At 40.9% G+C, this 20,450-nt stretch carries 21 protein-coding genes; 9 read left to right on the plus strand and 12 right to left on the minus strand.

Annotated features, from left to right (window positions below):
• Positions 1-134 precede the first annotated feature (134 nt).
• Positions 135-1,082: a phosphoribosylaminoimidazolesuccinocarboxamide synthase gene (locus GUA46_RS11290; RefSeq protein WP_108246525.1), complete on the minus strand. Its 948-nt coding sequence runs from the start codon at positions 1,080-1,082 to the stop codon at positions 135-137.
• A gap of 12 nt (positions 1,083-1,094) precedes the next feature.
• Positions 1,095-2,054, minus strand: coding sequence for a PhoH family protein (locus GUA46_RS11295; RefSeq protein WP_108246751.1), 960 nt, complete (start codon positions 2,052-2,054; stop codon positions 1,095-1,097).
• Positions 2,055-2,173: 119 nt separating this feature from the next.
• Here GUA46_RS11295 and GUA46_RS11300 point away from each other — a divergent pair, with 119 nt between their 5' ends.
• From GUA46_RS11300 to dnaN, 5 genes are all read left to right on the plus strand, one after another.
• The gene (locus GUA46_RS11300; RefSeq protein WP_176620572.1) at positions 2,174-3,004 is read left to right on the plus strand and encodes an SAM hydrolase/SAM-dependent halogenase family protein; all 831 of its coding nucleotides are present in this window, start codon (positions 2,174-2,176) and stop codon (positions 3,002-3,004) included.
• Positions 3,005-3,307, plus strand: coding sequence for a putative quinol monooxygenase (locus GUA46_RS11305; RefSeq protein WP_176620573.1), 303 nt, complete (start codon positions 3,005-3,007; stop codon positions 3,305-3,307).
• Positions 3,307-4,038: a gliding motility-associated ABC transporter permease subunit GldF gene (gldF, locus tag GUA46_RS11310; protein ID WP_176620574.1), complete on the plus strand. Its 732-nt coding sequence runs from the start codon at positions 3,307-3,309 to the stop codon at positions 4,036-4,038. The genes GUA46_RS11305 and gldF overlap by 1 nt, the downstream gene beginning before the upstream one ends.
• Positions 4,038-5,702: a gliding motility-associated ABC transporter substrate-binding protein GldG gene (gene gldG / locus GUA46_RS11315; RefSeq protein WP_176620575.1), complete on the plus strand. Its 1,665-nt coding sequence runs from the start codon at positions 4,038-4,040 to the stop codon at positions 5,700-5,702. Before gldF ends, gldG begins: the two co-directional genes overlap by 1 nt.
• Positions 5,703-5,822: 120 nt before the next feature.
• Complete coding sequence (gene dnaN / locus GUA46_RS11320; protein WP_108246520.1) at positions 5,823-6,941, plus strand: DNA polymerase III subunit beta; 1,119 nt, start codon at positions 5,823-5,825, stop codon at positions 6,939-6,941.
• Positions 6,942-6,994: 53 nt separating this feature from the next.
• Here the strand turns inward: dnaN and GUA46_RS11325 are convergent, their stop codons facing one another.
• Entirely contained in the window at positions 6,995-7,357 is a 363-nt protein-coding gene (locus GUA46_RS11325; RefSeq protein WP_176620576.1) for a DUF4870 domain-containing protein, read from the minus strand.
• A gap of 86 nt (positions 7,358-7,443) precedes the next feature.
• Between GUA46_RS11325 and mnmE the strand changes: the two genes are divergently transcribed.
• The 3 genes from mnmE to GUA46_RS11340 all read left to right on the plus strand — a co-directional run bounded on the left by mnmE (position 7,444) and on the right by GUA46_RS11340 (position 10,075).
• Positions 7,444-8,814: a tRNA uridine-5-carboxymethylaminomethyl(34) synthesis GTPase MnmE gene (gene mnmE / locus GUA46_RS11330; RefSeq protein ID WP_176620577.1), complete on the plus strand. Its 1,371-nt coding sequence runs from the start codon at positions 7,444-7,446 to the stop codon at positions 8,812-8,814.
• A 133-nt stretch (positions 8,815-8,947) separates the two neighbouring features.
• The gene (locus GUA46_RS11335) at positions 8,948-9,280 is read left to right on the plus strand and encodes a DUF3291 domain-containing protein (protein WP_176620578.1); all 333 of its coding nucleotides are present in this window, start codon (positions 8,948-8,950) and stop codon (positions 9,278-9,280) included.
• Positions 9,281-9,514: 234 nt separating this feature from the next.
• Positions 9,515-10,075 carry a PepSY domain-containing protein gene (locus tag GUA46_RS11340; protein WP_176620579.1) on the plus strand — a complete coding sequence of 187 codons (561 nt, stop codon included), beginning with the start codon at positions 9,515-9,517 and terminating at the stop codon, positions 10,073-10,075.
• A gap of 63 nt (positions 10,076-10,138) precedes the next feature.
• On the opposite strand, the gene GUA46_RS11345 is transcribed toward GUA46_RS11340, so the two are convergent.
• Both GUA46_RS11345 and GUA46_RS11350 read right to left on the minus strand, forming a co-directional pair.
• Entirely contained in the window at positions 10,139-11,536 is a 1,398-nt protein-coding gene (locus tag GUA46_RS11345) for a M20/M25/M40 family metallo-hydrolase (protein WP_108246516.1), read from the minus strand.
• Entirely contained in the window at positions 11,533-12,417 is an 885-nt protein-coding gene (locus tag GUA46_RS11350) for a PPK2 family polyphosphate kinase (protein ID WP_176620580.1), read from the minus strand. The genes GUA46_RS11345 and GUA46_RS11350 overlap by 4 nt, the downstream gene beginning before the upstream one ends.
• A 183-nt stretch (positions 12,418-12,600) precedes the next feature.
• Between GUA46_RS11350 and GUA46_RS11355 the strand changes: the two genes are divergently transcribed.
• Positions 12,601-13,311, plus strand: a complete 711-nt coding sequence (locus tag GUA46_RS11355; RefSeq protein ID WP_176620581.1) for a hypothetical protein — start codon at positions 12,601-12,603, stop codon at positions 13,309-13,311.
• Here the strand turns inward: GUA46_RS11355 and GUA46_RS11360 are convergent, their stop codons facing one another.
• From GUA46_RS11360 to GUA46_RS11390, 7 genes are all read right to left on the minus strand, one after another.
• Positions 13,312-14,475: a sigma-54-dependent transcriptional regulator gene (locus tag GUA46_RS11360; protein WP_176620582.1), complete on the minus strand. Its 1,164-nt coding sequence runs from the start codon at positions 14,473-14,475 to the stop codon at positions 13,312-13,314.
• Positions 14,476-14,486: 11 nt separating this feature from the next.
• Positions 14,487-15,308 (minus strand): DUF6268 family outer membrane beta-barrel protein, encoded by an 822-nt coding sequence (locus tag GUA46_RS11365; protein ID WP_218109544.1) that lies wholly within the window; start codon positions 15,306-15,308, stop codon positions 14,487-14,489.
• 71 nt (positions 15,309-15,379) lie between these two features.
• Positions 15,380-16,276 carry a mechanosensitive ion channel family protein gene (locus tag GUA46_RS11370; RefSeq protein ID WP_176620583.1) on the minus strand — a complete coding sequence of 299 codons (897 nt, stop codon included), beginning with the start codon at positions 16,274-16,276 and terminating at the stop codon, positions 15,380-15,382.
• A 6-nt stretch (positions 16,277-16,282) separates the two neighbouring features.
• Positions 16,283-17,620 (minus strand): ABC transporter permease, encoded by a 1,338-nt coding sequence (locus GUA46_RS11375; RefSeq protein ID WP_176620584.1) that lies wholly within the window; start codon positions 17,618-17,620, stop codon positions 16,283-16,285.
• Complete coding sequence (locus tag GUA46_RS11380; protein WP_176620585.1) at positions 17,610-18,548, minus strand: ABC transporter ATP-binding protein; 939 nt, start codon at positions 18,546-18,548, stop codon at positions 17,610-17,612. The genes GUA46_RS11375 and GUA46_RS11380 overlap by 11 nt, the downstream gene beginning before the upstream one ends.
• A 182-nt stretch (positions 18,549-18,730) precedes the next feature.
• On the minus strand, positions 18,731-19,846 hold the full coding sequence (dnaJ, locus tag GUA46_RS11385) for a molecular chaperone DnaJ (protein WP_108246508.1): 1,116 nt from the start codon (positions 19,844-19,846) through the stop codon (positions 18,731-18,733).
• A 6-nt stretch (positions 19,847-19,852) separates the two neighbouring features.
• Entirely contained in the window at positions 19,853-20,428 is a 576-nt protein-coding gene (locus tag GUA46_RS11390; RefSeq protein WP_176620586.1) for a nucleotide exchange factor GrpE, read from the minus strand.
• Between the last annotated feature and the right edge of the window lie 22 nt (positions 20,429-20,450).

Genomic DNA, 20,450 nt, shown 5'->3' on the forward strand with positions numbered 1-20,450 from the left:
TTTGTTTAGTTAATTTGTTTGTGCCATGTCAAGATATCAAATTAGTTTTAAGATTTATTACTATCGAGGCAATAAAAAAAGGGAATTCACAGAATTCCCTTTAAATTATTAGTTAGATAACAAGTAAGCGATAGTTATTTTGCCAAATACTCCGTTACATTGGACAGGATACGTTCCTGAAGATTGGAAATATCGCTTTTTACAAATTTTTCTCCTGTGATATTTTCATAAAGTTCAATATATCTGTTCGAAACCGATTCAATATATTCATCGGACATTTCCGGCACAGATTGTCCTTTCAAGCCTTGAAATCCATTGGAAATCAACCATTGTCTCACAAACTCTTTGGACAATTGTTTTTGGGCTTCGCCCTTAGCTTGGCGTTCTTCATAGCCGTCGGCATAGAAATATCGGGAAGAGTCTGGGGTATGGATTTCATCGATCAATACAATCTCACCATCCTTTGTTTTACCAAATTCATACTTGGTATCAACAAGAATCAATCCTCGTTTGGCTGCAATTTCGGTTCCTCTTTGGAAAAGGGTCCTCGTATATTTTTCCAATACTTCGTAATCTTCTTTGGAAACTATACCGCGCTTTAAAATATCTTCTTTTGAAATATCTTCGTCGTGATCTCCTTTTTCCGCTTTGGTTGCAGGAGTGATGATAGGCTCAGGAAATTTATCGTTTTCCTTCATCCCTTCGGGCATAGGAACCCCGCAGAGCAATCTTTTACCTGATTTGTACTCGCGTGCTGCATGACCGGACATATAGCCCCTAATCACCATTTCTACTTTGAACGGCTCACAAGCCTTACCTACAGCCACATTGGGATCTGGTGTCGCCATTAACCAATTGGGCACGATATCTTCGGTATCCTTCATCATTTTGGTTGCAATTTGATTTAGGATTTGACCTTTGTACGGAATTCCTTTGGGCATAACCACATCAAAGGCAGAAAGGCGGTCTGTGGCCACCATCACCAAAACATCATTCTCAAGGGTATAAACTTCCCTTACTTTACCTTTGTAAATAGATTTTTGCCCAGGAAAGTTAAAATCCGTGGACATCAGCGTATTCATTCCCATAATTTTCTAGTATTGATTTTGGTGCTCTATGTTTTTATAGGCATCAATCACCTTTTTCACCAATTTGTGCCGTATCACATCTTTATCATCCAAGTAAATGATACTGATACCCTCAACATTTTTCAGAATGAGCAAAGCCTCCTTCAAACCTGATATCACACGTCTCGGTAAATCAATCTGCCCCGGATCACCCGTTAATAAAAACTTGGCGTTTTTTCCCATACGGGTCAAGAACATTTTCATTTGGGCATGGGTGGTATTCTGGGCTTCGTCCAAAATCACAAAGGCATTATCCAGCGTACGACCGCGCATAAAGGCCATAGGTGCAATTTGGATGGTACCGTCCTCGATATATTTTTCCAATTTCTCGGAAGGAATCATATCCCGAAGGGCATCGTACAAAGGTTGCATATACGGATCTAGCTTCTCTTTAAGATCTCCCGGAAGAAAACCAAGATTTTCCCCTGCTTCCACAGCGGGACGGGTCAAAATAATTCGCCTCACCTGTTTTTCTTTCAAGGCTTTTACGGCCAAGGCAACACCCGTATAGGTTTTGCCGGTACCCGCAGGACCTATGGCAAAAACCATATCGTCCTTTTTACAGGCATCCACCAATCTACGCTGGTTTGCGGTCTGGGCCTTTATCAACCTACCGCTAACACCATGTACCAAAACATCACCGCTACTTTTGGAAGATGTATATTCCTCCTTACTGCTGCTGGTAAGTACCCGCTCGATCATGTTTTCGTCAAGCTTGTTGTACTTGGCAAATTGACTGGTAAGTTCATCAAAGCGTTTGTCGAACTCTTCCAAAAGTTCTTCATCACCAAATACCTTGATTTTGTTGCCTCTCGCTACAATTTTTAGCTTTGGAAAATATTTTTTGAGCAACTCGATATTGGAGTTTTGCTGCCCAAAAAATTCCTGAGGACTGATTTCCGTAAGTTCGATTATTAGTTCGTTCAAAAATTGTGAGGTGTTACAGTTGTTTTTGAAGAATTTAATTCTTTCTTTTTTGACTAATTTTACAAACAAACTTAACTAAAAATCAATTTGAAGGCGGAAAAACATATCAACAGTACTGTATGCCAATCATAACCCTAACTACCGATTTTGGATACAAGGATCACTTTGTGGGTGCTGTTAAAGGGGGCATACTGAGCAACCTGCCTGATTGCAACGTTGTTGATATTTCGCACGCCATTAGTCCTTTTAACATTCAGGAATGTGCCTATATCCTAAGGAATGCCTATCGTTCGTTCCCAAAGGGAACGGTACATGTTGTCGGGGTGGATTCCGAAATTTCACCCGAAAACGAGCATATCGTGGTGCAGGTGGACGGACAGTATTTTGTTAGTGCCAACAGCGGTGTTATTTCCTTGATAACTTCCGAGGTTCAACCCGAAAAAGTTGTGGAAATCAATTTGCCCAACGCAGAAGCTGGTGCCTTTCCCGTGCTCAATATTTTTGTTCAGGTAGCCTGCCATATTGCACGCGGCGGGAAACTGGAAGTTATAGGCCGACCTTTCCAAAGTTTGAAAGAGCTGCGTGATTTTGAGCCACGCATCACCAATGAAGGTAAATCTATCACGGGTAATGTGATTTATATAGACAACTACGGTAACGTTGTAACCAACATTCAGAAAAGTTTGTTCGAAGCCTATCGGAGCGGCCGTGATTTTGAAATTATCGCTCGCACCACCATTATAAGGCAAGTGCACCAGAGTTATAATGGCATCATCAACTATAATTTGGAACGGAACCAGCGCAAAGGTCCCGGAGATGCGCTCGCCCTGTTTAATTCTGCCGGCTATATAGAACTCGCTATTTATAAAAGTGACCTGAATTCCGTTGGGGGAGCATCTTCGCTCCTTGGACTGAATTACAGGGACACGGTAACCATAAATTTCCTGTAAATGTTGATACGCATTGTAAAACTGACTTTTAAACCCGAAAATATTGCTAGTTTTGAGCGAATCTTTGAAGAAAGTAAAAACGGTATTCTCGCTTTTGAAGGCTGTAATATGGTGGAATTATATCAGGACATTGCAAATTCAAATATATTTTTCACCTATAGTTTTTGGGATACGGAAGCGCACCTGAACAGTTACAGGGATTCCGATTTCTTTAAAGGGGTTTGGGGCAACACCAAAAAGTTATTCGCCGATAAACCCGAAGCATGGAGTGTTCATAAAATTCAATCAACAAACCCATCTTAATGTTCGCAATATTTAAGAGAGAGGTACGGTCCTTTTTTACATCGCCCATTGGTTATTTAATTGTGGGGTCCTTTTTACTGCTCAACGGGCTTTTTCTTTGGGTCTTCAAAGGGGAATACAATATTTTTGATTATGGCTTTGCCGATTTGAGCAACTTCTTTTTGCTGGCCCCTTGGATTTTCATCTTTTTGGTACCTGCAATCACCATGAAGAGTTTTTCCGAAGAGCGGAAAATGGGAACGTTGGAATTATTGCTCATCAAGCCTATCTCTGTTTGGAAATTGGTCCTCGGTAAATTTTGGGGCGCATTTCTACTATGTGTCATCGCCGTAGTTCCGACAATCGTTTATGTTTTTGCCATCTCTGGATTAGGTATGGTGGGAGGTAATTATGATCTCGGGGTGGTATTGGGCTCTTACTTTGGATTATTGTTTTTGATGGGCTGCTATGTTTCCATCGGGATATTTGCCTCCACGCTTTCGGATAATCAAATCATTGCATTTTTAGTGGGAATTTTGGTCTGCTTTCTGATTTTTAACGGGTTTGATGCCGCCGCTTCCTTGTTTTCAAATGGAGAAACACAACAATTCATTCAATCGCTCGGAGCAAAAGCACATTTTGATAGCATTGCAAGAGGCGTGATAGACACTAGGGACTTGGTTTACTTTATATCCTTGACCCTTTTGTTTCTGTACCTCACATTTCAACGTTTAAAACAATTGCCACGATAATGAGAAAATTTTTGGTGTCCATATTAAAAGTGATTGTGGCAGTGGTCGTCATCAATCTATTGGCCAGTTTTGTGTACACCCGGTTCGACCTTACCGAGGATAAAAGATATACGCTTTCCGAACCCGCCGTAGCGGTAGCCCAAAAATTTGAAGCCCCTGTAATTGTTGACGTGCTTTTGGATGGAAATATTCCTGCAGAGTTTGCCAAATTGAAAACAGAGACCATTCAATTATTGGAATCCTTCGGGTCCAAGAACAGTAACATCAAATATAATTTGGTAGACCCCATGGAGGATAGCGAGAATCCACAGGAAACGGTTGCTCAATTGCAAAGCTTGGGATTACAACCCGCCAACGTTACGGTTGAGGAAAACGGAAAAGTATCCAACGAACTGGTATTCCCTTGGGCCATGGTCAACTACAACGACCAGACGGTAAAAGTACCTTTACTTAAAAATAGATTAGGCGCCACAGCAGAGGAGCGCATCAACAACTCCGTACAACAACTGGAATATGCCTTTGCGGATGCATTTACCAAATTGAGCATTGAAGAAAAAAAGAGCATCGCCGTTATCAAAGGAAATGGCGAACTGGATGATATTTATATTGCTGATTACCTCACTACCATTCGGGATTACTATAACATTGGCGCCATAACGTTGGATTCTGTAGGTTCCAACCCGCAAAACGTTTTGAATCAGCTAAAAAACTTTGACCTTGCCCTAATTGCAAAGCCTACCGAGGCCTTTACTGACCAAGAAAAATATGTTATGGACCAATATATGGTTCAAGGTGGCAAATCCATTTGGATGATAGATCAGGTCAATATGGAAATGGATAGCATTTACGCTGGTGGTGGAGAAGCTATCGCTACACCACGAGATCTTAACTTAAAAGATTTGTTCTTTAAATATGGGGTTCGCATCAATCCAGTTTTAGTAAACGACCTTTACTTCACCCAAATTGTTTTGGCCTCCGGAGAAGGAAACGATTCGCAGTATAATCCGATTCCTTGGTTTTATTACCCCATGGTTTTTTCACAGAACAATCACCCTATCAACACCAACATAGAAGCGGTAAGATACCAGTTTACCAGTCCGATGGACGTATTGGAAAACGATTATCAAAAAACCATACTGTTGCAGAGTTCGCCACTTTCCAAAACAGATGGAATTCCCAGAATCGTAAGTTTGGACATCATCAACCAACAACCTGATGAAGCAAGTTACAATAATGGTGGTTTGCCCCTGGCCGTATTAATTGAAGGAAGTTTTACCTCAATGTATAAGAACAGGGTAAAGCCATTAAAACTTCAAAACACCTCGGAAGAAGGCCCCGAAAATAAGATGATTGTCATCTCTGATGGAGACGTTATTAAAAACCAATTGCGCAATGGCAGACCGTTGGAGTTGGGTTACGATAAATGGACCAATAACCGCTATGGGAACAAGGAATTTTTGGTGAACAGCACAAATTATCTTTTGGATAATACAGGGCTTATTAACATTCGAAACAAGAAAGTAACCATCCCGTTATTGGATGTGAAAAAAATTGCAGAGCAAAAAACTAAATGGCAGCTTGTAAACATAGGATTACCAGTGGCTTTGACCTTACTGTTCGGACTGTTCTTCGGTTACTACAGAAAACGCAAGTTTACCGCTTAAGTGTTGATAAATTTGTTTCTCTGCTAAATCCATTTGGGATATATTTGTTTTTATTGATTTTAAAGGCCCTCCAAGAGGGATAAATTGCAAAAAAAGCAACTTTACTAAAGTATTACGTTGATGAAATTTATCGTATCCAGCACATATTTATTGAAACAGTTACAGGTTTTAGGAGGAGTTATCAACAATAGCAACACCTTGCCCATCTTGGACAATTTTTTGTTCGATCTTAAAGAAAGTAAGTTAACGGTTTCCGCTTCAGATTTGGAAACTACAATGAGCTCAGTTTTAGAAGTAGATTCCGATTCCGAAGGAACCATCGCCGTTCCCGCTCGTTTACTTTTGGATACCCTAAAAACATTCCCGGAGCAACCCTTGACCTTTGTGGTCGAGGACAACAATACTGTGGAAATCAGTAGCAATCACGGTAAGTATGCCTTGGCATATGCCGATGGTGCTGAATTCCCAAAAGCAGTGGAAGTCTCCAATCCGAGCTCCACTACGCTATTGGGCGATATTTTGGCCACAGCCATCAACAAAACCATATTCGCAGCAGGAAATGATGATCTTCGCCCAGTAATGAGCGGGGTGTTTTTTCAGTTTTCTCCAGAGAATTTGACCTTTGTGGCCACCGATGCCCATAAATTGGTTAAATACCAACGTCAGGATGTAAGTGCTTCCGAAGTGGCGGAATTCATCATGCCCAAAAAACCGTTGACCTTGTTAAAAGGTATTCTAGCAGGTTCCGAATCTGAAGTTACCATAGAATACAATGATAGCAATGCCAAATTCTATTTTGACAATACTGAACTGGTTTGTCGCTTAATTGATGGAAAATACCCGAACTACGAAGCGGTGATTCCAAAAGAAAACCCGAACAAACTTACGATTGCTAGAAATCAATTCCAGAGTTCTGTGCGCAGGGTTTCCATCTTCTCCAACAAGACCACGCACCAAATACGTTTAAAAGTTGCCGGTGCCGAACTTAATATTTCTGCGGAAGATGTGGATTATAGCAACAAGGCCGAGGAAAGATTGTCTTGTTCTTACCAAGGGGATGATATGCAGATTGGTTTCAACTCTAGGTTCCTTTTGGAAATGTTGAACAATTTATCTTCCGATGAAGTTTCCTTGGAAATGAGCTTACCTAACAGAGCGGGCATCCTTACCCCAATCGATGGATTGGACGAGGGCGAGCACGTGACCATGCTGGTAATGCCGGTGATGCTGAATAATTAAACTAACTATTCAACCATAAAAAAGCTGGAGCAATATGTTCCAGCTTTTTGTTTTTATGCTATAAACCGAATGGTCATAAAATGTGATGGGGACTCACCATTTGCAGCCTTTACGGCATTTACAATAGGTAATATAAACCCAATAATTCCTACACCTATCAAGCCCAATATACCCAAGCCCAAAAGTAAAATGGCTGGTATACTGATAATGATGTAAAGGATAAGGCTAATCTGAAAATTGATGATGGCCTTTCCATGTTCGTTCATGCCCTCAACCCTATCTTTGGATGACAACCAAATAATCAAGGGAACTATCAAGCTACCAAAGCCTGTTACATACGATAATAGTTGTGTTAGGTGGGTAACGGCCAACAAAGTATTGTCCGTTCTAACTGCTTTTTGATTTATAACTTCCATTTTTGATTGATTTTGATGATTCATCTTATTAGTATACAAATCATTAAAAATGTTACAAACACGCATGAATTCGTACTTTTGTGCCCATGTCGTATACAGATAACATTGTAGCCTTGGCAACGCCTTCAGGAACAGGGGCGATTGCAGTAATCAGGGTCTCTGGACCGGATGCCATTACATTGGTGGACCGATTGTTCAAGTCCATAAAAAATAAAAAGTTGGTGGAACAAAAGAGTCACACCATCCATTTGGGCAATATTGTTGATGGTGACAAGATTTTGGACGAGGCCTTGGTTTCCATTTTTAAAGGCCCGCATTCTTATACGGGCGAAAATGTAGTGGAAGTATCCTGCCACGGTTCACCGTTTATCCAGCAGCAGATTGTTCAACTATTGCTGAGAAACGGTTGTCGTTCTGCCTCAGCAGGAGAATTTACGCTACGAGCATTCCTCAACGGTAAAATGGATTTGAGTCAGGCAGAAGCGGTGGCCGACCTTATTGCCAGCGACAGTGAAGCTGCACACGATATTGCCATGCAGCAAATGCGTGGTGGGTTCAGCAACGAAATTCAAGAATTGCGACAAGAGTTGTTGAATTTTGCATCATTAATTGAACTGGAACTTGATTTCTCACAAGAAGATGTAGAGTTTGCCGATAGAACCCAATTCAATGAGTTGCTTACGCGAATCAGTACAGTCCTTAAAAAGTTGATTGATTCCTTTGCCCTTGGTAATGTCATCAAAAATGGAATACCCGTGGCCATTGTGGGCCAACCCAATGTGGGAAAATCTACCTTGCTCAATGTTCTGCTCAATGAAGAAAGAGCCATAGTAAGTGAAATTGCCGGTACAACCCGAGATACGGTCGAAGACCATATCAGTATCAAAGGCATCAATTTTAGGTTTATTGATACCGCAGGAATCCGCGAAACCGTGGACGTAGTGGAAAAAATAGGAATCGAGCGTACTTTCGACAAAATTGAAAAAGCACGACTCATTATCTATTTGTTTGATGGAATGAATTTTGACATGTCAGAATTGGAACAAATCCAAAACCGCTACCCCAACAAACAATTATTGCCCATTTGCAATAAAATGGATTTGCTAAGTCCACAACAAGTTGAAAAAATAAAAGAAGAAATTCCCAATGTACTTTTGTTGTCCGCTAAGTTTAAAGAAGGTATCTCTGAGTTAGAGGACAAACTTCTTTCATTGGTAGATTCAGGAGCATTGAGCGGGGATACCACAATTATCACCAATAGCAGGCATTACGATGCGCTATTAAAAGCACTTGAAGAAATTCAGAAAGTGAAAGAAGGTTTGGACATGGAACTCTCCAGCGATTTGATGGCCATCGATATCCGTCAAGCATTGTATCATTTGGGTGAAATAACGGGCAGTGTGACGACCGACGATTTGTTGGGCAATATTTTCTCCAATTTCTGTATTGGCAAATAGGATTTACGTCCAATTTTACAAAAAGTAAATCTTCCCTCTTTGTAAGGGTTTGCCCGTTATTTTCAAACAAAATGTATCTTTACCGTTGTTGCGTAGCCCCCCTATGTTCTAACAAACAGTAATACATCTATTGATGAAAGCAACCATCACGTCCATTGAATTAAAGGGGCCGTTCAAATTCTTTGCACTATCGGCAGCCGCATTGAAAATTCTGAAACAACTAAAATCGACCCATTGCAAGGAATTCAGAAAAAAGGGAATCTGGACCACGCATTACACCATGACGCTCTGGAACACAGAAGAGGAGTTGAAGGAATTTGCCCGTAGCGGTGCTCATTTGGAAGCCATGAAAAACAGCGGAAAGATTGCTAAAGAAATCCGTACCATTACGATTGATGCCGAGGTACTTCCCAATTGGTCTGCAGCAAAAAAACTGCTTGAAGGAGGAAAAGTGTGGAAATTTTGAAAAATTACTGGAAAGTGACCTGCTCTACTCTTTCTTAATATATGGGCCGAAGTGGTCGTGGGTGTATTCGCCACCCCATTTGCTGTCAGTTAGTATTTTTAAATGGTTCTTCCAGCTTAGCATCATTACATTCAAAAATTTATGTTAAATACCAAGTTATTCCCTGAATTCAAGGGCAGACACCTATTATCTTTCCGTAAATTTTAATGATCTTTAGGGTTTTTAATAGGACGAATGGGCAAAAGGAAGAAGCAAGCCAAAGTATTACGCATATTTAGAAAAGTACACCGAACCACAGGAGCATTATTATTCATTTTTTTCTTTTTTATATCCATATCCGGACTCATTCTGGGATGGAAAAAGAACTCCAATGGTTATATCCTTCCAAAAACGCAAAAGGGCACAACTGCAGACCTAAAAAAATGGCTGCCCGTTGACAGTCTTCATACCATAGCCATCAATACAATTCAAAATGAGCTTATGGACAGAACTTTTGAAGTTGACCGTATCGATATTAGAAAAGAAAAAGGCTCCGTAAAATTTATTTTCGTAAACTCCTTCTATGAAGTTCAGTTGGATGGATCTAACGGAAATGTACTCTCCATCGGAAAAAGACGGTCTGATTTTTTGGAAAACGTTCACGATGGCTCTATTGTGGACGATTATCTAGGCACCGATGGGTACATTAAATTGGTTTATACAACTGTAATGGGCGTTTCCCTATTTATTTTTACCGTTACCGGTTTTTGGCTTTGGTACGGACCAAAACGAATGAGAAAAGCCAGCAAAGCGTAATTCTTACCAAAAAGAAAACCGTTCAAACATAGTGATTGAACGGCTTAATTTTAGTTTTATCCTTTATCCCTTGATTTTTTTCACTGGAACCGTACCGTATTTATCGATAAGGTACACAAGGCTGGCCATGGTAGCAGCACCAAGTTCCAATTCGCGCTTGTTCACGTGCTCAAAAGTATCATTTTCCGCATGGTGATGATCAAAATAGCGTTGGGTATCAGGTCTAAGTCCGGCCAAGACCATTCCCTCTTCTTTTAACGGACCAATGTCCGCACCGCTACCTCCTTCATAAAACATATGAATCAAATACGGCTCAAACAAGTCTCGCCATCCTTGGATTTGCTTTAGGTTTTCTTCGGAGGCATCTATGGAAAAACCTCTTGGAGTGAAGCCTCCCGAATCACTTTCCAAAGCAAATATGTGATCTTCCCCTTTATTTCGAGCCACCTCGGCATACTTATTACCACCTCGCATACCATTTTCTTCGTTCATGAACAGCACCACGCGCAAAGTACGTTTTGGTTTATAGCCTGTTTCTTTTAACAGTCTTAGAACATCCATGCTTTGAACACAGCCTGCACCATCGTCGTGCGAACCGTCACCCAAATCCCATGAATCCAGGTGACCGCCTACGACCATTATTTCCTTAGGATATTCACTGCCTGTAATTTCCCCGATAACATTGTACGATTGTACATCTTCCAGCTGTTTACAGTTTTGCTTAAAGTAAAACTTGGCATTCGGATTCAACTTAATGGTCGCACTCAACAAGTCTGCACCATTGGTACTGATTGCCGCCGCCGGTATACGCTTATCTACCGGAGTATCCCCATATCCCATGGAACCCGTGTGCGGATAATCATCCAAACGAAGGTTCATGGAGCGAACAATTACACCAAGGGCACCGTATTTTCCAGCCTCAGCTGCACCCGAATAACGTTGGTCCACACATCCTGAATAGGCAGAAAAGGTATTGATCATGGTAGGATCCATTGGGCGATTGTAGAAAACTATTTTTCCTGCGATTTTGTCTCTCCCAAGTTTCTCAAGGTCTTCTATTCCTTTTACCTCGATTACACTAGCTTTTAATCCCCCGGAAGGTGTTGCCACAGAACCTCCAAGTGCGCAAATGGGCACATTAGTGGTCAAACCTGGCTTGTTTTCGATATATGCAAACTCAGGAACTCCCCTTACCCATTTAGGAACCATTACCGGCTGTAACCAAACCTTGTCAAGTCCCAAAGAGTCTAATTGAGCCTTTGTATAGTCGACCGCCTGCTGCGCCTGCACGGAACCGGAAAGCCGCCCACCAATTTGATTGGACAAATAGTTGAGCCAATCGTATGCCTTACCATTGGTCAATGCTTCATCATAAATTGCTTTTAATTGCTTTTCGTCTTCAGTTTGAGAAAAAAACGGTGTGCTGACCAACAAAAAGGCCAATATCAGAACAGTTCTCATGTAGTTTCTTTTTCCAGTTCTTGTTTAAAGGTTTCTAAATTAGCCTTTATTTCATCGTCCAGCTCAGGTTCCTCTATATCTTTGTACTTTTTTAACGCTTCCATCATTATGGAGGCCACAATTAAACGGGCCGCATCTTTATTGTCCGCAGGGATTACGAACCATGGCGCATGTTCCTTGGATGTTCTGCTCAAAGCCTCTTCGTAGCAGGCTTCATATTTACCCCAAAGTTTTCGTTCTTCTAGGTCTCCCGGAGAGAATTTCCAATTCTTTTGCTTTAATCTTATTCTGCGCAGAAGTCGCCGTCGCTGTTCTTCTTTGGATAAGTGAAGGAAAAACTTAAATATAATGGTGCCGTTCTCGGAGATATGCTTTTCAAAATCATTGATTTGATTGTAACGTTTTTCCCAAAACCCATCATCAATATCATCTACCGAATCAATCTTTGGAATGTTCTCGCCCAAAATATATTCTGGATGTACCTTGGTCACCAAAACATTCTCATAGTGTGTTCGGTTAAACACAGAGAATTTTCCCCTTTCGGGCAAAGCAATGTAGTGTCGCCAAAGATAATCGTGCTTTTTCTCTTTAGTTGATGGCACTTTGAAGCTATGCACTACCACTCCCCTTACATTGAAATCTTTGAACACTTCACGAATCAAGCTATCCTTGCCCGCAGTATCCATTCCCTGCAAACAGACGAGGACACCATATTTTCCATGGGCATAGAGTGTATCTTGAAAATCCCCAAGGTCCTTTCTGATACTTTTTAGCTCCTTTTTAAGCTTCTTCTCGGATTCGTTAAAGTCCTCGTAGGTATCAATTTCGGACAACTTTACTGTGCCGGTCACTCTATAACCCTCTGTATTGATTTCTTTCATAGGATTGAATATAATTCATTTTGACTACTCATTCAACCCAACCATAACTTAAAGATGTAATTCATCGATACTTTTACCTCTTATACCTTAAGATGGTTATTTAATCGATCTATTTGCCCTTCAAAACCATGAAAATGTAACTTTATGGAAATCAATACGCAAAGTCCCAAATCCTAGAGCGTTATGAAAAACAATAAGATTATCCTACTTATAGTCTTTGTCATCGGCTTGCTTAGTCTATGGCTTATGGCTTCCTTTACTACCCCTGCAAATGCTTGTGAATATGCAAGTTCCAACATAGAATACATTAAAAACAAGATTGAGGATGCGGTGATGGCCGACGATTTAAACATGGCCAAATATCATGCTTACAAGGCCTTGAACGGCATTGAAAAAACCAAGGATAATTTTTTGGACTGTGGCTGTGAGGGAACAATAGAAAGTCTTGAATTGACACTGGACTATTTAAAAACAGCCACCAAAGCCAATGTCCTTGCAAAATCGAAATTGGTTTTGCACAAAGCTTTGGAGCGCACTATTATTGGCATCAATGTTCTTAAAGAGTTTGAACAGGAAACATCCAGCGATTACGGAAGCAATGTATTGGTCATGAACACTACAGATGTACTTGATTTTAACCATGGTATGATGCTCACCCAAGGTGCATCCATAAAAAAACAAGTCCACCAATGCTTATTGAGCTTTGAATCTTCTTTGGACAAAGTGGTCTCCGATGTGGACTGCGAAGATGCCCGCCGATTTGTTACCAATATTTATGAAGAAGCACGCTTGACATTGTTGAACACCAATTTGTCACAACATAAAAAGGAATATCACCAAAGGGTAAAAATCTTGGCAAAAGAGGCATTGAATAGCCTTGGAAATTGTAATTGATTATTTACTGGCGAAGAGCTTTACATCCTCTTCCGATACTTCTTTTCCGCCCAATATGATCAATCGCTCCACTACATTACGAAGTTCACGAACGTTCCCGGTCCAATCATAACTTTTGAGCAATTCAACGGCTTTTTTGGAAAAACTCTTTTGTCCAGTACCCTGTTCGGCAGCGATTTTTGTAGAAAAATGTTCTATGAGCAAGGGAATGTCATTGCGTCTTTCGTTCAAGGCTGGGACCTTTATCAAAATAACGGCAAGACGGTGATACAGGTCTTCTCGGAACTTTCCCTCTTCTATTTCCTTCTTTAGATTTTTATTGGTCGCTGCCAACACACGAACATCTACTTTAATATCCTTATCGGAACCCACACGCGAAATCTTGTTCTCCTGCAATGCCCTTAGCACCTTGGCCTGTGCGGAAAGGCTCATATCCCCGATCTCATCCAAAAATATGGTTCCTTTATTGGCGGCTTCAAATTTACCTGCACGATCTTTAACGGCAGAAGTAAATGCACCTTTTACATGACCGAACAATTCACTTTCGATTAATTCCGAAGGAATTGCTGCACAGTTTACCTCTACAAAAGGTGATGACGAACGTGGGCTTTTTTCGTGAACCCAATGTGCAACCAGCTCCTTACCTGTTCCGTTGGAACCTGTAATCAAAACACGTGCATCGGTAGGCGCCACCTTTTCAATCATTTCCTTTATAGCTTCGATTTCCTTGCTCTCTCCGATCATTTCGTAATTCTTGGAAATCTTTTTCTTGAGCACCTTGTTCTCGACTGCCAATTCTTTTCTGTCCAAAGCATTCCTTACGGTGGTAAGCAATCGGTTCAAATCTGGCGGTTTGGAGATGTAATCGTAGGCACCCAACCTCATGGTATTCACTGCCGTATCCAGGTCGCCATGGCCCGATATCATGATAAAAGGTATCTCTGGCTTTATTTTTTTGGCAGCTTCAAGAACTTCTACCCCATCCATTTTTGGCATTTTGATGTCACAGAGCACAAGATCAAAATCTTCTTTTTTGATAACATCTATTCCTGCTAGGCCATCCTCTGCTTCGACCACATTGTAGCTATCGTTTTCTTCGGCCAGTATTTTAACCAATACTCTTCTAATTGCCGATTCATCTTCTATTACCAAAATTTTTGACATATGCTGCTTTTTTAAAAGATTCCGATTTTGAAGCCTGTCCTAATATAAAAATTTGGATCCTTATTGAACAAAAATACTTCTCCTCTTTCTTTGTTCCGTAATTTTCCCGCTTGTATCAGGGTGGTCCCCGCTATGGCATAAAAGGAAATACTTTCCGTAACATTATACTGATACCCCAAACTACCGACCAACGTATTGAACGATATCCGTGAGGCTACCAATCCATTATCCAAAACAATATCGTTTTGCAGGTTCATAAAATAACCATCCAAGAACGATGCCAACTCAAAACTGTGCGTTTTATCCAGATGATATTTTAGGTTGGATTTTGGCACCCCCAGTACAAATGACCAATCTGGATGAAACCTTCTATAATAATGTATAAGGGGCAATGGCACTGGAACTCCTGCAGTGCTATTATAGGTTAATCCCAAAACGATCCTGAAAGGTTTGTCCGCCTTCGGTTTCTCTTTCCAAAAGGCAGCCGAGGCATTCATAAAGAAATCTTCCTTAATTATCCCATCCAACAGATTGGATGCAATGCGCGGGGTCAAGATTGTCACCAAGTTCCAATCTTCGTTCCATTTTTTTATCAACCCCAAATTGAAATCAATGATATGGAACCTAATCATCTCTTTCTTATCAAAAGGGAGGTCGGCGGTATACCCCATATCAAAACGGTTATATTCACCGCCTATGGCCAAATATTCATCCTTTTCGTTGAGCTTTATGGGAACATTCAGGAGCGCTTTGTAGCGTTGCGTCTTTACTCCGCTTTCATTTTCCGGTATATTGAGGTATTCCAACCTTAAAACATCTGTGCTTTGTGCCAATAGATGTTGGCTACAAAGTATTACAACGAAAGTGAACCACTTCCAGATTGTAGTATGGTAACTTGATTTTTTTATGTCTTCTCTTGTTTGGGCTGTATAATATGTATATCTCGTTGCGGGAACGGTATACTAACGTTGTTTTCCTTGAATTTGTTATTTATTTGATACCGCATCTCACTTTTTATGCGGGGATCGCGGAAGGTATCATTGGTAAAAAAGTAAATGGAGAACATTAGGGCAGAGTCTCCAAAATCCTCGAACAACACAAATGGCTTAGGATTTTTGAGCACTTGTTTTTGTGTGTTGGCCACTTCTTCCAAAATTTTGGTGACCAAGTCTACATCGCTGCCATAGGCCACGCCCACACTCACTTTTTCACGGGTGGTCCTATGGTTTTGGGTATAGTTGTAAACAATGTCGCTTATAAATTTATGGTTTGGAAGGATCAGCACCTTATCATCCCGGGTTATGGCGCGTGTGGTACGGAGCTTAATCTCGAACACCTTGCCTACTTTACCATCGACCTCTACTACATCACCAACCTGTAGGGACTTATCAACTATAATAAAAATACCTCCAAGAATATCCTTGAACAATTCCTGTAAAGCAAGACCCAAACCAACAAACAGTGCTGCGGATGCCGTAATTACCAAGGTAATGTCCACCCCAGCCGCACTGAGCGTGACCAAAACAGCGATAAGGTAAATTACATAATTAATGAACTTAAAAACGCTGGTGAACTTATGCTTGTCCTCTTGCTCCATTTTGCGCGTAAATATTTGGCGCAACCACTTTAACAAGAACTTTGTCACCACAATGGTAACCGTTAATAACAACAAAAGCCCAATGGTAAGGTCTATGGATTTTTCACCTTCACCAATGTGGAACCCAAGATCTAAAAAATCCTTTATGGACCCCCAAAGGTCCTCAGTGATAATTTCTTTTATTTCTTCTGCACCGTCTTGCATACTGTTCTAATATCTCAACCATTTTATCAATTCCTTATACGTTGGTTTTTTTCCATACATTAAAATACCTGTCCGGTAAATCTTTGCCGCTAGGGATACAATACCCAAAAAGGTAACGATCAATAGAAAAACGGACAATAAAAACTGCCACAAAGGTACTCCTCCTTCACCTATTCCACCGGGCAAACGCATCAGCATAACAATGGGAGATGTTAACGGAAACAACGAAAAACCAACTGCTATGGGACCATGCGGATTGCTGAAAACGGAAAAGAACCCTACATAAATAGCCAACATTAAAGGTAATATAATAGGAAAGATAAATTGTTGTGTATCCGTTTCATTATCCACGGCCGCTCCAATGGCTGCATAAATGGAACTATAAATAAGATAACCCAGCACAAAATAGATAAAGAACGATACGATTAGCAAGACCCAGGGAATATCATAAATTTCCTTGGCGTACATCATCATATCACTGTCCATTCCCCCCAACTGGGACATTCCCGCCGCTCCCGGCGTCATAACACCATCGTTTGAAAGCGCGCTAAGGTCAATGCCAAAAATCAGTACAGCAATAAACAACAAGGCCGAAGCCGAGATAATCCAAATGGAAAACTGGGTGATTCCGGCCAAGGAATTTCCAATAATCTTACCAAGCATCAGTTGGAACGGTTTCACTGAAGAAATTATCACTTCAATGATTCTACTCGTTTTTTCCTCGATAACGCTACGCATCACAAAACCTCCGTAAATAATAATGAACATCATGATCGCGTAGCCAAATCCGCCTCCGATAAAAGCTTTGATCTCGTTGATTCCCCGCATACTTTTTTCGCCATCAAAAGTGGAAAGATTGATTTCGAAAGGTTTCTCCACAGTAGAAAACTGCTCGGAGGTAACTCCTAATTTTTGTAACCGGTCTTGTCTTAACTGATTTTGAAAAACATCCTCAAGCTCCTTGGTAATCGATGTATTGGGATTGTCCTTGGTAAAAAGATAGGCAGAACGGGATACTTCTTCCACCGTTTTCCCTTCGGGAATGTATAGCAGTCCGTAGTATTCCAATGCATTGGTTGAATCCTTTGCCTGCTCCAAGGTCAAATTATCCATATGCACGTAGGAAATATTTTTGGAAGGATAGAATTCGCTCTGGAAAAAAGAACTTTTGTTCAAAACACTCACTACCCTGGTTTCGTCATCATTTACTTTGGCCAAAAAAGCAATGAGCACAATCATCCCCACCATTAAAAGTGGGCTCAAAACAGTCATAACAATAAAGGAACGGTTTCGCACCTTGGCCAAATATTCTCTTTTTATGATCAACCCAAGTTTACTTGCCATTGTCCTTGTTGTTTACGGTTTGAATGAATATATCGTTAGCGGATGGAATAGTCTCCTCAAATCTGTTGATGTTAGCAACTTTGGATAGTTCCGTTAAAATATCACCTGTATGCATTGATGTCAACCGTACTTTAAAATTCAATTGGTTTTCAATGGGGTCTATTTCCGAAGAAAGGATATTGAACTTTTCCTCCAAGGATTTTAAAAAGTCTCTAGGGTCTTCTTGCATTTGAACTCCGACATTGAAAATATTGTTTTTATATGCTTTTTTGATGTCCGACAATTTCCCATCCAAGATTTTTTCGGACTTATGAATCAGGGCAATGTACTCACAAAGCTCTTCCACGGATTCCATCCGGTGCGTGGAAAAAATAATGGAGGTTCCATTTTCCTTTAATTGAAGAATCTCGTCTTTGATGATGTTGGCATTTATTGGGTCAAAACCACTGAAAGGTTCATCAAAAATCAACAATTTGGGTTCGTGGAGTACGGTAACGATAAACTGGATTTTCTGGGCCATCCCTTTTGAAAGCTCCTGAATCTTCTTGTCCCACCAATCACCAATATCCAACCGGTCGAACCAGTATTTGAGCCTTGTTTTTGCTTCACTTTTGGACAACCCCTTTAGCTGTGCCAAATACAATGCCTGCTCACCCACCTTCATGCTTTTGTACAGCCCTCTCTCCTCGGGCAAGTATCCTATGGATGCAATATGCTTTGGGGCCAAGGGCTCACCGTTCAATAAAATTTCTCCGGAATCCTGATGTGTAATCTGATTGATTATCCTAATGAAAGAGGTTTTACCCGCCCCATTCGGACCTAAAAGTCCGTAAATGCAATTCTTCGGGATTTGAAGTGAAATGTTGCTCAACGCAGTGTGATTACCATATGTTTTGGTCACATTTTTGGCAACAAGGATATGATCCATGTAATCTATTTTTTCAAAGATATGTAATTGCTAGCTACCTGTTTTCCCATAAAAACAAAAACCCACCCTTAACAAAATCAAGGATGGGAAAAAAATTGCTATGAAAAAGAAAATTAGATATCGGTTACCCAACATCAGTTCCAAATATACGTTTTTTATTTAAACAGAAGATTTTTTTTCTTTTAAGAGAACATATCTTTCACTTTCTCAAAAAAGGATTTGTCCGATTTTTCAGGTTTTGGGGCAAAGTTTTCATCATCCTGCATACGCTCAAAAAACTCTCTCTGCTCTTTGTTTATGCTCTTTGGTGTCCATACATTCACATGAACTAGCAAATCACCGGCACCATAACCGTTCAAACTGTTGATACCCTTTCCTCGAAGTCTTAAAATTTTTCCGGATTGCAGACCTGGCTCCAATTTTATACGGACTTTTCCTCCTATTGCATCGATTTCCTTGGAGCTACCTAGAACGGCTTCCGGAATACTTATATATAGGTCGTAATGTAAATTGTCCCCTTCTCGCTTTAAGGTGTCGTGCTCCACCGTTTCTATGGCTACAAGCAAATCTCCGGCGATACCGTTCCCTGGGGCATCGTTCCCCTTTCCGGTAACTTTTAGCTGCATACCATCCTCAACACCTGGTGGAATTTTGATGGACACGGTTTCCTCCACCACCTTGAGACCTTGTGCATCGGCATCGGAAGGCTTTTTATCGATAGACTGACCAGCCCCACCACAAGTTGTACAAGTGGTCGCCGTTTGCATTCTACCCAAAATCGTATTGGTGATTTTTGTAATCTGCCCTGTTCCATTACAGGTTGGACAAGTTTTATAGGTTACGCCATCTGCTTGAAGCTTTCTACGTACCTTTACCTTTTTCTCAACACCATTGGCAACCTCTTCCAAGGTCAACTTTACGCGAATACGTAAGTTACTGCCCTTGGCTCTACGCTGTCCGCCGCCGAATCCACCAAATCCGCTGAATCCGCCTCCAAAAGCTCCTCCAAAAATATCACCGAATTGACTGAAGATATCGTCCATATTCATACCTCCGCCACCAAATCCTCCGCTACCATCGAAGGCGGCATGACCAAATTGGTCATACTTTGCCCTTTTGTCAGGGTTGCCCAACACCTCATATGCCTCGGCAGATTTCTTGAACATTTCCTCCGCCTTTGTATCTCCTGGATTTTTATCCGGGTGATATTCAATGGCCTTTTTTCGGTAGGCTTTCTTGATTTCTGCGGCCGAGGCTCCTTTGGAGACTCCTAATATTTCGTAATAATCTTCCTTCATACAACTTTAGTTTCCAACAACAACTTTAGGATGTCTAATGATTCGGTCTCCCAGTTTAAACCCTTTTTCCACCACATCTATGATCTTCCCTTTCATTTTCTTGTCAGGTGCGGGTATTTGGGTGATAGCATCGTGCACTTCTGCATCAAATATATCCCCTAGTTCTACTTCAACCTGCTCAAGACCCTTGTTCTTAAGGGTTTCCCTAAATTTATTACTGATGAGTTCCACACCTTTGAACATTTCTTTGTCCTCGGATTTGGAAAGTTCCTTTAAGGCTCGGTCAAAATCGTCCAAAATGGGGAGCATAGCCACCATGACTTCTTGTCCAGCAGTCTTGAACAAATCCATACGCTCCTTGGAGGTTCTTCGCTTGTAATTTTCAAATTCCGCGAAAAGCCTCAAGAATTTCTCTTTTTCTTTGGCCAAATCTTCGCGCAATTTTTCTTCTTCCGAAAGCTCCTCCTCGTTTTGTTCTCCGTTCTCCGCCTCTATATGTTCTTCGTTCAGCTCAGTACTCTCTTCGGTTTGCCCTTTTTTAGGCTCATCTTCCATTTCCTCAACCTTACTTTTATTGCTCATGTTGTATTGTTTTATTCTGATT

Source organism: Flagellimonas chongwuensis, assembly GCF_013376415.1.
Classification (GTDB): Bacteria; Bacteroidota; Bacteroidia; order Flavobacteriales; family Flavobacteriaceae; genus Flagellimonas; species Flagellimonas chongwuensis.